This window comes from Lederbergia wuyishanensis (assembly GCF_022900255.1).
GTDB classification, from domain to species: Bacteria; Bacillota; Bacilli; order Bacillales; family Bacillaceae_C; genus Lederbergia; species Lederbergia wuyishanensis.
Genome location: NZ_JALIRM010000003.1, coordinates 14,364 through 29,563 on the forward strand (window position 1 = coordinate 14,364; position 15,200 = coordinate 29,563).

The 15,200-nt window shown below is 36.8% G+C and carries 12 protein-coding genes; 11 read left to right on the top strand and 1 reads right to left on the bottom strand.

All coding sequences use genetic code 11. The annotated features are described in order from the left end of the window. The first annotated feature begins 47 nt into the window (after positions 1-47). The 4 genes from MT489_RS08075 (at position 48) to MT489_RS08090 (ending at position 6,788) form a co-directional block, all read left to right on the top strand. Positions 48-3,101 (top strand): glycoside hydrolase family 2 TIM barrel-domain containing protein, encoded by a 3,054-nt coding sequence (locus MT489_RS08075; RefSeq protein ID WP_244681028.1) that lies wholly within the window; start codon positions 48-50, stop codon positions 3,099-3,101. Positions 3,102-3,195: 94 nt separating this feature from the next. Continuing rightward, on the top strand, positions 3,196-4,878 hold the full coding sequence (locus MT489_RS08080) for an amylo-alpha-1,6-glucosidase (RefSeq protein WP_244681029.1): 1,683 nt from the start codon (positions 3,196-3,198) through the stop codon (positions 4,876-4,878). After that, on the top strand, positions 4,879-5,760 hold the full coding sequence (locus tag MT489_RS08085) for a DMT family transporter (protein ID WP_244681030.1): 882 nt from the start codon (positions 4,879-4,881) through the stop codon (positions 5,758-5,760). 29 nt (positions 5,761-5,789) lie between these two features. Next, on the top strand, positions 5,790-6,788 hold the full coding sequence (locus MT489_RS08090) for a LacI family DNA-binding transcriptional regulator (protein WP_244681031.1): 999 nt from the start codon (positions 5,790-5,792) through the stop codon (positions 6,786-6,788). A gap of 69 nt (positions 6,789-6,857) precedes the next feature. Here the strand turns inward: MT489_RS08090 and MT489_RS08095 are convergent, their stop codons facing one another. Next, a complete protein-coding gene (locus MT489_RS08095) occupies positions 6,858-7,691 on the bottom strand; it encodes a 5'-methylthioadenosine/adenosylhomocysteine nucleosidase (RefSeq protein WP_244681032.1) in 834 nt (277 codons plus the stop codon). A 262-nt stretch (positions 7,692-7,953) separates the two neighbouring features. On the opposite strand from MT489_RS08095, the gene MT489_RS08100 reads away from it, so the two are divergent. The 7 genes from MT489_RS08100 (at position 7,954) to MT489_RS08130 (ending at position 15,176) form a co-directional block, all read left to right on the top strand. After that, positions 7,954-8,580, top strand: a complete 627-nt coding sequence (locus MT489_RS08100; protein WP_244681033.1) for a hypothetical protein — start codon at positions 7,954-7,956, stop codon at positions 8,578-8,580. A gap of 470 nt (positions 8,581-9,050) precedes the next feature. Continuing rightward, positions 9,051-10,163, top strand: coding sequence for an ABC transporter ATP-binding protein (locus tag MT489_RS08105; protein ID WP_244681034.1), 1,113 nt, complete (start codon positions 9,051-9,053; stop codon positions 10,161-10,163). A gap of 2 nt (positions 10,164-10,165) precedes the next feature. Further along, a complete protein-coding gene (locus MT489_RS08110) occupies positions 10,166-11,104 on the top strand; it encodes a carbohydrate ABC transporter permease (protein WP_244681126.1) in 939 nt (312 codons plus the stop codon). Further along, positions 11,101-11,916: a carbohydrate ABC transporter permease gene (locus MT489_RS08115; protein ID WP_244681035.1), complete on the top strand. Its 816-nt coding sequence runs from the start codon at positions 11,101-11,103 to the stop codon at positions 11,914-11,916. The genes MT489_RS08110 and MT489_RS08115 overlap by 4 nt, the downstream gene beginning before the upstream one ends. Positions 11,917-11,998: 82 nt before the next feature. After that, positions 11,999-13,378: an ABC transporter substrate-binding protein gene (locus MT489_RS08120; protein WP_244681036.1), complete on the top strand. Its 1,380-nt coding sequence runs from the start codon at positions 11,999-12,001 to the stop codon at positions 13,376-13,378. Between the two features lie 189 nt (positions 13,379-13,567). Beyond that, the gene (locus tag MT489_RS08125) at positions 13,568-14,323 is read left to right on the top strand and encodes a glycerophosphodiester phosphodiesterase (protein ID WP_244681037.1); all 756 of its coding nucleotides are present in this window, start codon (positions 13,568-13,570) and stop codon (positions 14,321-14,323) included. A gap of 91 nt (positions 14,324-14,414) precedes the next feature. After that, positions 14,415-15,176 (top strand): glycerophosphodiester phosphodiesterase, encoded by a 762-nt coding sequence (locus tag MT489_RS08130; protein ID WP_244681038.1) that lies wholly within the window; start codon positions 14,415-14,417, stop codon positions 15,174-15,176. Positions 15,177-15,200 lie beyond the last annotated feature (24 nt).

Sequence of the window (15,200 nt, forward strand, 5' to 3'; positions counted from 1 at the left end):
CTCTTGGCGTTTTCCCTTCTACTACGTTTATCACTTGGAGGTAAGAAATGCAAAGAGCGTTAAAAAGATGGGAAGATGTCCATCTCACTCATATAAATAAACTTCCGGCTCATACAAATTTTTGGCGTTATGAAAACAAGGAAGAAGCTTTCACATTCGATAAGAAAAATAGTAAAGGCTACCGATTGCTCGATGGAGAATGGCCGTTTCTATTTTTACCGGCACCTGAATTTTCGCCTGAAGGGTTCGAGCAAAAGGGATTTGATATTTCTTCATTAGAAACAATTGAAGTACCTTCATGTTGGCAGCTACAGGGCTATGGCAAGATGCACTATACAGATGTATTATATCCATTCCCGCTCAATCCGCCGTATGTGCCAGATGAAAATCCAACAGGTATTTATTTTAAGGATATTGAGCTAGAGAAAAAAGCAGGGGAGCGGACGATTTTAAAATTCAACGGTGTCGACTCTGCCTTTGATTTATATGTAAATGGCGAGCATGCTGGTTTTAGTAAAATTTCTCGTCTCCCATCTGAATTTGATATTACTGATCTTATCGAAAACGGCAGCAACCGCCTTACTGTACGCGTCTATCAATTTTCTGATGGTACGTATTTGGAAGATCAAGATATGTGGTGGCTATCAGGTATTTTTAGAAGTGTAGAGTTGTATACCGTTACGACTGATACTCTAGCAGATATTTATGTTGATACGATTGCGGATGAAGATTTCATTGGATTTACCCTAAAAGTAACAGGTGAATTTTTCTCAAACGAGCATAAAAATGTGCAATTGACCGTGCTTGATCGTGAAAAGCAAGTTGTCGCTGTTATTGATGCAGAGGCAAATGGTGAGTTTGTTGTGTCAAAGCATTTTGAGCATCCTCAATTATGGAATGCTGAAGAACCTTATTTATACTCATTATTAGTAGAATACGAGCTTGTGGATGGCACGAAGGAAATGATTCCACTTCGATTTGGTTTCCGTTCTATCGATATAATAGACAACCAAATTTCTGTGAATGGCAAAAGAATTTTCTTTAATGGTGTTAATCGTCATGACTCTCATCCGAAAACAGGTCGTACTGTCACAGTTGAGCATATGCGTAAAGATGTAGAAATGATGAAGCAATACAATATGAATTCAGTACGTACAGCACATTATCCGAATATGGATGAGTTTTACGATCTATGTGATGAATATGGATTGTATGTCATTGATGAAGCTGATTTGGAATGTCATGGCTTTGAAAATAGCGGTGATTATAACTGGATCAGTGATAATGAACTTTGGGAAAAGCAGTACGTAGCGAGAGCGGTTGGTATGGTGAAACGTGACCGCAATCATCCAAGTATTATTATGTGGTCGCTTGGTAATGAGTCAGGGGCTGGCCGCAATTTCGGTGCGATGTATCAGGCGATTAAAAAGCTTGATGATAGAAGACTTGTTCATTATGAAGGCGATCGTGTTGCTGCTTATAGTGACGTGTACACAACCATGTATACAAGATTGAATCGCTTGGAGGAAATCGGTAAAAGGTCAGAAGGCTGCAAGCCACATATTTTATGTGAATATGGTCATGCGATGGGGAATGGACCTGGTGGATTAACAGAATATCAACAGTTAATGCGTAAATATCCGCGTCTGCAAGGTGGTTTTATTTGGGAATGGTGTGACCACGGAATTGAAACGGTCAATGAAAATGGAGAAGTGTATTATCGTTATGGCGGAGATTTTGGTGACTTCCCAACAAACGGCAACTTCTGTATAGATGGACTTGTTTATCCTGATCGTACTCCTTCACCAGGTTTGTACGAGTACAAAAAAGTCATCGAGCCGATTGTAACTGAAGTAATTGATGCTGATCAAGGGCGTATTCGTATTGAAAATCGCTATGATTTCCGTAATCTTGAAGGAATTTTATTAAAAGCCAAGGCGGTTTCTTATGATAAAGTAATCGACGAAGTGACTGTAACGCTACCTGAGATTGCACCAGGTGAAGTACATGAAATCCAGCTGCCACTTGCATTTGATCGTATCCAATCAGAAGATAATGTATATATTTACGTTCAATATGTAGAGCCGATAGATACGCTATATGCTGAAAAAGGGCATGAAATTACGAAGGAAAACTTCCTAGTTCCAGCAACAAAATTGACGAAGCAAAACGTAGTTGAAGATGTACAAGATGCAATTGCAGTAAAAGAAACGCCGCTTGAGTTAATATTACAAAATGGAACGATGAAGGCAGTCTTTTCGAAATTTAAAGGAATGCTAGAAACTTTCGAAGTAAATGGAGAAGCAGTAATTGAAAAAGGTCCCGAACTCACGGTTTGGCGTGCAATTATTGATAATGATATGTACAAAAAGGATGATTGGATTAATAAGTACTTTTTGAAGCAAGCAAAGGAAGTGCTTGTATCCTTTTCACATGAGCATGTTGATGGTGCAATTATCGTAGAAGTGAAAAAGTATTTTTCAACTGTCAACCAAGCTTGGGGCTTTGATCTTACTTATCGTTATGTCGTGAATGAAAATGGGAGCTTGCGAATCCAGTTGAATGGTGAAAAAGTTCTTCGTGGTGAAGAAATTCCGCCGATGCTTCCGAGAATTGCAATTGAACTTCATATGAACGAGTCGTTTGACCATGTTACATGGTTTGGTCGCGGGGATGGAGAAAGCTATCAAGATAGCAAACGTAGTCAGCTCATCGGTTTATATGAAAAAACAGTGGCAGATATGCACACGGATTATGTGTATCCTCAAGAAAATGGTGCGAGAACTGATACATCATTCCTTGCATTGTCTCACGAGGAGAAGTCCATTTTGATCCAATCAAAAGAAGAGCGCGACTTCACAATTCATGACTATACAACAGAGAATCTTGAAGAAGCGAAGCACCTTGGCAATATCAAAAAATCACCTTACAATGTGCTGACAATTGATTATAAGCAAAGTGGACTTGGCAGCAATAGCTGTGGGGAAGATCAACTTCCGCCTTACCGTGTCGGCTTTGAGGATTTCACGATTGATCTTGAAATTCGAAACATTAAGCGCAGTGATATTGTAGAAGAAAGTAAATTTTATAAGTCTAAATGATTGAATGTAAGGGTGTTTCAAATTGATATGCGAAACACCCTCATTTTGCTATAAACAGGGACATTAGTTTTAGGAGAAAAGTGAGGGATTAAGATTGAAATTAGACATTAGAGAAATTCCGTTTTCGCGATTTGGTTCTTATTTTTGTGTATCGCAGGAAAAGGATAATCAAGATATATATATTCGTGATGTGCATGGTGGAGATGAAGCTCCGTCTCGTTTGTTTAAACTTGGGCTTTTGAAAGATGGACAGCCTTGTGACGCAGAGGTTGAGGCATCTGAAATTGCAGTGAAGCTTTCTGTAAAGGGGGATTCTTCTCGCTTTGCAGAAATCATTATTCCAGAAGAGGATGAACTTCATATTCAAGTTCAAGGTGTCACTCTTTCTCTTGAACCGGAAAACGGAAAATATGATTCATTCATGGAGCTATCTGAGAATCTGTACGAATATCATATATACTCAAAAGAGCTAAAACTAATGCTCGTAAAGCTTGCAGGTGTAATGGATATCGAGGCACCGTGGAACACGATTGGCAACCATTTTATTCGCATTCATTTACAAGATGGTCATTTTGTTCTCCGCAATTATCGTACCGTGTATAAGGAAAAGCAATATGACGATTTCGCAACTGGCAAGGAAAAGTTGAGTGTGCAGTATGAAAAATGGTTTAGCCATATGAGTAAAGGCTATAATGATGCGGAATTTATGCCTTCACTTGAAAGGGCGTCATATATTACTTGGGCAAATTTTGTTCGGCCAGAGGGAGTACTTCCAGGGTATGCTATGTACATGTCAAAGCTTTGGATGTACAATATTTGGTCGTGGGATAATTGTTTCGGAGCATTACTTTTAGCGGAAAAATATCCAGAGCTTGCCTATGATCAAATCAATATTTTTATCGAGCATCAAGATGAATCAGGTGCTTACCCTGACTTCGTAAATGATAAGTTTTCTTCCTATAACTGTATAAAACCACCAATTTTCCTATATACGTATGAAAAGCTAATGGCAATGAATGATTATTTTAAAGAAGAAACACGTCTTCGAGCCATATATGAATCAAGCAAAAAAGTGATGAGCTATTTTGCTGAATACCGTACAAATACTGGATGTTTGCCTCATTATAAGCACGGAAATGATTCGGGTTGGGATAATTCGTCTCTATTTCATGCAGGTATGGTCGTTGAGGCTCCCGATCTTGCAGCTTTTCTTATCCGCTCCTGCGATATTTTAGCATCTTTTGCTATAATACTTGGAGAGGAAGAAGAGTCCGTACAATTTAAGCAGCAAGCTGATCAATTATTTTCATTATTAATGGAACGGCTATATGATGAGAACGGCTTTTTCGGGCGCTATGGAAAAAATGCCGACCCGATTCAAGCACGTTCAAGTTTGATTTTAAAATTGCCGATTATGATAGGTTATCGTTTAGAAGAAAAGGTGAAGCAGCAGCTAGTTCGTGAATTAGCGGAACATTTTGAAGCGAATTTTGGACTAGCAACGGAGCGGATTGATAGCCCGTACTATAAAGAAAATGGCTATTGGCTCGGTCCGATTTGGGCACCTGTTACGTATTTATTTATCGATTCGTTGGCGTCCTTTGGATTTGAGGAAATGGCGAAACGTCTACGAGATAAATTTTTGCAAGTGACATTAGTAGGCGGAATGGCTGAAAACTTCGATCCGATTACTGGGAAAGGCTTAGTTGATACATCATTTGCATGGACGTCGAGTGTGTTTTTACTATTTTTACATGAAAAAGTAACGGAGGCTTAAATGAAAAAATATCTTGGGGAGATCGCACTATTAATTACGGCGATTATTTGGGGAAGTGGATTCGTTGCAAGTGCTGTTGCGCTAGATCATTATAGTCCCTATCAAATGATGGCCATTCGCTTTTTAGTGGGCGGTGTAATATTATTGGTTTTCTTTTTTAAGAAACTGAAACAGTTGAATCGTGTTATTTTATTAAAAGGCATTTTCTTGGGAACGATTCTTTATATCGCTTTTGCATTGCAAACGGTGGGACTACAATTTACAACACCATCGAAAAATGCGTTTTTAACGGCGGTGAATGTTGTTATCGTTCCTTTTATCGGCTATTTGATATATAAAAAACGATTAGATCGCTTTGAGTTAGTTGGAGCATTTTTAGCAATGACAGGTGTAGGTTTGCTGTCACTGCAGGATTCCTTTAAACTTAATATAGGGGATTCATTATCCTTATTATGTGCGGTTGCTTTCGCTTTTCATATTTTTTACACTGCTAAATATGTAAATAATGAGGACCCTATTTTACTTACATTAGTGCAATTATTAACAGCAGCTGTGATTGGCATTGTTGTGATTATTTTCAAAGGTGAAGGTACAATGGCAATGGATAAGGAAGCTCTTTTACCTGTCTTATATCTTGGGATTTTCTCAACGACGATTGCTTTTATATTGCAAACCTCTGCACAGAAATACATTTCGGAAACAAAAGCAGCTATTTTTCTTTCGACAGAATCACTATTTGGGATGATTTTCTCAGTGATTATCCTTAATGAAATCGTCACTACGAAAATGGTGCTTGGGGCCGTCATTATTCTATTTGCCATTATTTTATCAGAAACGAAGTTAGGCTTGGCGAAGCTGAAAGTTCCATTAAGTAATTCATGATTTAACTTTATTGAGTTGGGGGATGGCTGATGGCGACGATTAAAGATATTGCGAGACGAGCACAAGTTTCCATTACGACGGTTTCACGTGTTCTCAATTATGATGAAACCCTAAATGTAACACCGGATACTAGAAAAAAGGTGTTTGAGGCAGCGGAAGAATTAAATTATAAAATGCCTGCCAAACAAAATAAGAAAAACAGCCGAATGATCGGGTTTTATCAATCCTATTCTTTAGAGGAAGAACTTGCCGATACTTATTATTTGTCCATCCGGGTAGCAATTGAAAAGAAGATCAAGAGTGAAGGTTTGGAGCTTTATAGAGTTAATAAAGAAGCTTCAAAGGAAAAACTCAAAAAGTTGGACGGTCTGGTCTGTCTCGGAATGTTTAATCGTGCAGATATCGAATTTTTTAAACAGGTCGATAAGCCTTGTGTTATCGTGGATTCCAATCCAGATGAGCACTTTGATTCAGTTGGCATCGATTTTAATTCGGCAACCAAAAAAGCACTTGATCATTTGTACGGTTTAGGTCATCGCAAAATTGCCTTTATTGGCGGAAGCGATAATGATATGTATGGCAATCGTTTCAAAGATTTAAGGCAAGATGTATTTGAAAAATACTTAATCGAACGTGGTATTTTTAATGAGATGTTTGTCAAAATCGGAGGCTATCATCCTGAAGACGGTTATAGCTTATTAAAAGAACTTTTGCAGAATGAAAATAAACCAACTGCTTTGTTTGTTGCAAATGATACGATTGCGGTTGGGTGCTATAAGGCTGCGTATGAGTTCGGGCTTAAAATACCAGAGGATCTAAGTATCGTTGGCTTTAACGATATATCCTCCGCTCAATTTATGGTTCCGCCGCTTACAACAATCAAACTTTACACCGAAATAATGGGTGAAGCTGCTTACGAAGTGTTAATGGAACGAATTAATACAAAGCGTGATATATCAAAAGTTGTAACGATAAATACAAAGCTCATTGAAAGAGGAAGTACTGCTAAGTTAAAAAAGAATCAATAAAAAAAGGGCTCCGAAAAGTTAGATATCCGACTTTTTGGAGTCCTTATTTATGATTGAAACATGATTAGATTAGAGATTTTCGCTGGCACTTTTTATCATTTGCTCGATCATCTCGCTTGCATTTTTGGCAGCCGATTTTACAAAGTCCTCATACTTTACATCCGCCTCACCACTTGCGTCATCAGAGATAGCTCGAATAACGACAAAAGGTGTTTTATTCAAAGATGCTACATGAGCAATAGCTGCCCCTTCCATTTCTACAGCATATGGTGAAAAGTTTTTATTGATTTCTGCTTTCTTTTCATCACTTGCAATGAATTGATCTCCACTTGCAATTCTTCCTTGGAAAACATGGATATCTTTTGATAATCGTTCTGCTGCTTTCTGTGCTAATTGAATTAACTTGTCATCTGCTTTAAAAACACTTGTATCCATTCTAGAAATCACGCCTGGTTCTTCTCCTAATGCAGTAATATCTACATCGTGTTGAACGGCATCTGTGGAAATGACGATATCTCCTATTTTTACATCAGGATTAAGACCACCGGCAACACCTGAGTTAATAAGATAGTTGACTCCGAAATGATCAACTAATATTTCAGCACACACTGCTGCATTGACTTTTCCGACACCGGATTGAACTAACACAATCTTTTCACCATCTAGCGTTCCTTTATAAAAAACCATTCCTGCTACAGTTTCAGTTTTTTCAATGTTCATTTTGCCATGTAAAATTTCTACTTCTTCTTTCATTGCTCCTATAATACCAAAAGTCCTCGCTTCTGATTGTTCGGACTTGGCTGCTTTTTCTTTTGGTTTTGACAGTGGTGTTGAACATCCGACTAAAGCGATGGCAGCAATCATAACTACAATAAAAATTCTTATTATTCCTTTTATTTCCATAGTTGTCCAATCCTCCTAGTAGTTTAAAAAACGAACATTATAATATCAAACAAGATTATTGTTCGTTTATTACGAAAAGTAGTATATAATAATGCGCAAAAAAAATCAAGACATCTACTAAAAGGTGGACGAACATGATGAGATGTCTTATTGTGGTTGGTGTGGTATCTATTGGCAAGTGAAAAACATTCGTTTATCTTTACGGTTCTTTGTAACTAACTTGTTTCTTAAACGTCTAAAAAGAAAAAGGAGAGTGATCAGGATGAAAGTTCTTCATTGGTTAATAAGCATAGTGACAATCACTTTTATATTTTTTGCCTTTTCACCAACTAAAGGTTTTGCTTGTTCGTGTGTCCCATTGGGCACTGTTCAGGAGGGGGTAGAGGGTAGTAGTGCTGTTTTTTCAGGTAAAGTGGTTGAAATAGTAGATCCAAATCAAAATAAAAAAATCCAGTCTTCCGCAGATTTAGTTGAGGTAAAAATTGCAGTCGATCAATCTTGGAAAGGAAGTAATCAGTCAGAATTGATTGTGTACACGGAAAGAGATTCAGCTAGTTGTGGCTTTAATTTTTCCTTAAATGAAGAGTATATTGTGTATGCGAATGAAGTGGATGGACAGTTAAGAGTGAATCTTTGCTCAAGAACAGCTGAATTGGCTGCAGCTACCGAAGATTTAAAAGAATTGGGAGAAGGAGAAAAGCCTGCAAAAGAATCATCTCCAGATGGGAAAGAAGTAAAAAAATCGGAGACCGTTGAAAAACTGGGAAACCAGGTTAATCCCGATAAACAAGACAACGTAAATCAGCGTTATATTATATTTACATCATTAGGGATTGGATTGGCAGTTGGGATGGTTGTGGCATTTATTATGCGAAATAAGAAGAGATAGTTTTTTGAGAGTGAAGATTGGTTTGATTTATCTATTCACTCCTACATGACGAAACTGTGCAAAATTTGGATTTATTCGTAATCGTAAAAATTCGTGATGAAGTAAGGGTCAATGGAATCACTGTGTGATTCCATTTCTATTTTGATGATCAAAACAATAGATTTTATATAATTTAATCCAAACGCTAAAGTGCAGAGTTAATGAACATTAATAGTTCATAACTCTGCACTTTATTTTTTTACATTTATTCCAATGAAGTTTTTGCTAAGGCAATAAAAGTGAATCGGATGAGATTGTAGGCAAATGTTTAATGGAAGTTAATGTGTTTCCTCGCCATTTATTGACAATCGGTTAATGAATAGTAAAAGTTGTTAATTTGCATTTAATAGAGTGTAAAAATTCAGTTAATTACAATTTCGTTGTGAAAAAATGTGGTTCAATATGGTTAGCACATCAAAAGGAGGCTAAGCATGGGGCAAATTGAGTTGGTTAATATTTCAAAAACATACGATAAGCAAAGACACGTATTAAATGGAATTAATCTATCAATTGAACAAGGGGAATTTTTCGTACTAGTTGGTCCTTCTGGTTCAGGTAAGAGTACATTGCTAAGAATGATTGCAGGTCTCGAGGAAATTAATGGTGGAACATTAAAAATCAATAATCGAGCCGTAAATCACCTTCCACCGAAAGATCGGAATTTATCGATGGTATTCCAAAACTATGCATTATATCCGCATTTAACTGTGGAACAAAATATATTATTCGGTTTGAGTGCAAAGAAAGTTGATAAAAAGGAACAGAAAAAACGCTTGATTGAGGCAGCAGATATGATGGGCTTAAGTGAATTATTAAAGCGCAAACCGAAAGAACTTTCTGGAGGTCAAAGGCAGCGAGTAGCATTGGCAAGAGCAGTCGTAAGTCAAGCTCCTCTTTGTCTGATGGATGAACCACTTTCTAATCTAGATGCAAAACTTCGTGCAAATATGAGAATTGAAATTCGACGTTTGCAAAAAAGACTAGGGCTAACTATGGTGTATGTAACACATGATCAAGTTGAAGCTATGACGATGGGAGATCGAATTATGGTATTGAATGACGGAGTAATCCAGCAAGTTGGTCCACCCATCACTTTGTACAATGAACCTGCCAATCTCTTTGTTGCGTCTTTTATTGGATCGCCAAAAATGAATAAGGGTAGAGCAGTCATCACGAATCAGAAAATTGTCATTGAAAATACTCTCCATATCCCTTTAGATTCTTCTATTGTACTGCAGATACCGAATGGCAGACATTTTACCGTAGGAATAAGAGCGGAGCATATTCCTTTTGGTACTAGTGATAACAAAACACATGAGGTAGAGGTCATAAATGTGGAGCAGCTGGGCAATGAAACATTAGTCACATTTGAAGTTGGCAAAGAACTTTGGTCAGCTAAATGGCTTGGTCAATGGATGGTTAATGTTGGAGATCGGGTTCCTGTCCAAATATCTGTTGATTATTTTAATTTCTTTGATTCAGAATCAGGTTTATTAATGAAAGCAGCCTCAATAGCTAATCAACAAGAGGTAGTAGCAATATGAGCATGGATCAAGTAGCTGTTCAAACAAGTGATTTTAGTTCGATTGATTTTCATCAAGTGAGAAAGTACCAAAGGCTTAAAAGTTTTATTAAAGGAATGTTATTTCTACTGCCTTCTATTGTTTTATTTAGTGTTTTTTTATTCTATCCAATGATCCGAACTATTTATTTAAGCTTTTTCTTAACGAAAGCAAATGGGGAAACTACTGTGTTTGTTGGATTGGATAATTACGTCAATATATTTACGTCACCAATATTTTTGCAAAGTATTAAATCAACTTTTTTATTTGTCCTTTATACCGTTCCAATCACGATTATTATTAGTCTATTTTTAGCCATTATTGCAAATGAAAAGGTAAAGGGTGTCGGTTTTTTTCGCACCATATACGCTTCAACTATGGGGATATCTGTCGCAGCTGCATCTGTATTCTGGTTATATTTATTTCATCCAACCATTGGGTTACTAAATCAAATTCGAAATGCGTTTGGCTTAGAAAATATCGGTTGGTTAACGGATCCTCACTGGGCATTATTTGCTATAGCTGTTACAACAATCTGGATGAATCTCGGGTTTACATTTTTGATCTTATTAGGTGGATTACAATCGATTGATGCTTATCTTTATGAGAGTGCAGATATTGATGGAGTTGGTTATTTTTATAAACTAAGACGCATCACGATTCCCATGTTGTCACCAACTTTATTTTTTGTAATAACCGTCACGATCATTAACGCCTTCCAAACGTTTGGGCAAATTGATATTTTAACGCAAGGCGGGCCACAAAATACTACCAATTTAATCGTTTATTCGATTTATCGGGAAGCTTTTACTAATTATAAATTTGGTTCAGCAAGTGCCCAAGCCATTGTGTTATTTATCATCATTCTATTGATGACAATCTTGCAATTTAAGCTAGGTGAAAGGAAGGTTCATTACCAATGACTGTGCCTATCAGTAAAATAATCACTTTATATACCTTGCTTATACTGACAAGTATCATCGTCTTTGCACCAACGATTATGGCGTTTATTATGAGCTTTATGACGAATCAAGATATTATGACAGGGAGTTTACCAAAGGAATTGTCATTTGATAATTATATAAAAGCCTTTAACCAATTCCCTTTATTTAAATATTTATTTAATAGTTTTGTAGTTGCCATTGTCATCATGCTAGGTCAATTATTACTTTCTAGTTTAGCTGCTTATGCTTTTGTGTTTTTAGAGTTTAAGGGTAGAGATTTTCTATTTTACATTTTTATCGCTACCATGATGGTTCCTTTTGAAGCATCAGTGATTCCAAACTTTCATACTATTCGTGACCTAGGATGGATTGATACATACCAAGGCTTATCTGTGCCTTTCTTTGCGATAGCATTTGGAACATTTTTATTAAGGCAGACCTTTAAGCAAATACCAAAAGAATTGAAGGAAGCAAGCGAAGTCGCAGGAATTGGCGATTTTAAGTTCTATTTTACAATTGTATTGCCAGTAGCGAAGACGAGTTTAGTTACCTTAGGAGTATATGGATTTTTAACATCCTGGAATATGTATTTATGGCCGCTGCTTTCAACGACAAACGATAAAGTACGTACTGTACAAATTGGTTTAAAACAATTACAGACACAAGAGCAATTAAACGACTGGGGTGTCATCATGGCTGGTGCTATTATCGTCGTAATCCCAACGTTAATTATATTGTTTTTTGGACAAAACAAATTACAAAGAGGCTTAGCTGAAAGTGCATTGAAATAATTTAGAGCAGTCTTCAAGACTATTGGTTTTCTATCCGCAATATGCGGAAATCATTTTTCATATAAAAGGAGAGTATGTGGACATGAAAAAGATATTGGGCTTACCGTTATTAATGCTAATGGTAGTATTTTTTATGGCGGCATGCAGTTCGGGAGAAGCTTCTCCTCAAGCTGCAACGGGTCAAAAAACTTCATCAAATGATGATCTAAAGAAAAAAGACGAAAGCCCAAAAAAGCAAATTGTAACATTTTGGCATTCGATGAGTGGAAAAGGACAGGAAGCACTGAATGCTGTAGTAGAAAGCTATAATAATTCTCAAGATTCCGTACAAGTAAATGCTGAGTATCAAGGAAAATATGATGAATCATTAGCGAAGTTTCATAGTGTTGCTGGTACTGATAATGCGCCAACGATGATTCAGGTATTTGAAATTGGAACGATGTCGATGATTAACAGTGGTTTTATTAAACCAATCCAAGAATTTATTGATGCAGAAGGATATGACATGGATCACTTAGAAGAAAATATTGTAAACTACTATAAAATTGATGATCAGTTTTATTCAATGCCATTTAACTCATCTACACCTGTCATGTATTATAATAAAGATGCATTTAAAGCTGCTGGTTTGGATCCTGAATCCCCACCACAAACATTTGAAGAAGTAGAGGAAGCCAGTAAAGTTATCCTAAAATCCGACCAGAAAATGAAAGGTTTTGCCTTACAAGCTTATGGATGGTTATTCGAACAATTATTAGCAAACCAAGGCGCTTTATTAATGAACAATGATAATGGTCGTACTGATTCGCCTACAGAAATCGGGTTCACTGATGAACAAGGTAAATCAATCTTTAATTGGGTGAAACGTATGGTTGATGATGGAACATTTGCAAATTATGGTACAAATGAAGATAACATGGTTGCCGGTTTTTTAGCTGGAGACGTATCGATGTTCATACAATCATCTGCAAGTTCAAGAGATGTTATTGATAATGCTCCATTTGAAGTGGGAATAGCTTACTTGCCTCATCCAGGAAGTGTAGAACGCCAAGGTGTTGTCATTGGTGGTGCTAGTCTATGGATGGTGGACGGCAAATCGGATGAAGAACAAAAAGCAGCATGGGATTTCATGAAGTATGTACAATCTCCTGAAATACAAGCTCAGTGGCATGTAGGCACTGGTTATTTTGCAATCAACCCTGCTGCCTATGACGAACCAATCGTTAAAGACGCTCATGACAAAATGCCGCAATTAAAAATAACGATTAATCAGCTTCAAGATACGAAATCATCTTTTGCCACACAAGGTGCTGTTATGGATATGATTCCTGAAGAAAGAAAAATTATTGAAACAGCACTTGAAACAGTTTATAACGGTGGAGATGTAGATGAAGCGTATAAAACGGCAGTGAACCAACTCAATAGTGCAATAGAACAAGCAAATGCAGCTAGAGGTAAATAATATTTTGTGAGTAAAATATTTTTATTGCTAGTCAAGTGATACTAATCATCGTAGTAGGCAAGATCACCTAAAGACTCTCCCCCCGTACTTTAGGCTCTTGCCTTTTCTGTCCGTTGAATGGATTATTTCTAATATAATAGAGTAAATGATTTTCTTTTAACTATATAAAATAAAGGACGTGTTAAAATAATGGAAACTAAAATCTATGGTCATCGCGGATGCATGGGAATCTATCCTGAAAACACAATGATTAGTTTTAAGAAAGCAATCGAGCAAGGTGTAGATGGCCTAGAAATAGATGTACATATGACAAGCGATGGGGAAATCGTTGTGATTCATGATGAGAAATTAGATAGAACGACAGACGGCATGGGATATATTAAAAACTTAAGCTTAGCGGAGATAAAGGAGTATAGTGCAGGGGCAAAGTTTCCCCATTTTCCACACTATGACCAGTCCTGGGAATTAGAGCGTGTACCGACGCTACAGGAATTACTAGAATTTCTTGCACCTTATGATATCGAACTGAACATTGAATTAAAGACGTATCTAGTAGATTATGAGGGCATTGAAGAAAAAGTATTAAAAGTCGTTAAACAATATGGAAATAATCGTAACGTTATCTATTCTTCTTTTCATTTACCAACTTTGGTTCGTATGAAAAAATTGGATCCTTCATCAAAGATTGCCTTATTATATGAGCATCAGCTTCCCCATCCAAATGATTATATTCAAACGTTTGATATGGAAGGACTGCACATATCAAAACGCATTGTCTTAATGGGGAATCATTATTTGAAAAATTTGAATGGAAATATTCGGGTTTGGACCGTAAACGATGAGTATGAAATTATGCACCTTCTTGATTTAGGTGTGGACGCCATTATTTCAGACTATCCAGAAAAAGCATTACGCATCAGAAATGCACGAAAATTATATACTTAAAAACATACATATTGGCCTTTTGGTCATAATGATGGCCATTACATTCCATATACTATTTCATACTTCGGATCACAATTTGAAGCATGCTAAAATGGGTTCGCCTAAAATCTTTGCTCATCGTGGTGCAAATGATCGTTTCAATGAAAGTACGATAACAGCCTATAAGCTAGCAGCCAATGACGGTGTTGATGCACTAGAAATGGATTTGCGAATGACGAAAGATGGTAGTTTAGTTGTGATGCACGATGAAACAATTGATCGAACGACTAATGGAGCAGGTGACGTTTCCCATTTTACTTTAGAGGAACTGAAATCATTTAGCACGGTTGCTGTATTCAATCAACAAACGACAATGGAAACTATTCCTACATTAGAGGAAGTCATCCAGACTTTTAGAGGTTCTGAAATGTATTATATTGAAACCCGTCTTGTGGATGGTAAATTGAAGATGGAAGTACCTTTAATACAGTTATTGGAAAAATATGATTTGATCAATAAAGATTTAGTTATGATTCAATCTTTTTCAGAAGCTAGTTTGAAAAAAGTGAATGAATTAGCCCCTGAAATTCCGTTAACCCTTCTATTTGGTAAAGGTAAGTTTGATTTACGAAAAGCTTTATCCGTTTCTTACCCAATGATAGGTGTGGAAGCGTCCAATGTAACGAGGGAAATGGTCGATGCCTTACATCGAAACAGTAAAGAAGTACATGTATATTTCACAAATCCGGATACGCAAAAAGAAGAGCAAAAACGTGTGAAAGCTTTAAATGTAGATGGGTATTTTACGGACTATATTCATTTTACGAAAAAAATACTTAGGTATGAAGCAAAGGCAATTAGAGGGGGAACATAAAATATCCGTGGAATGAGGATATTT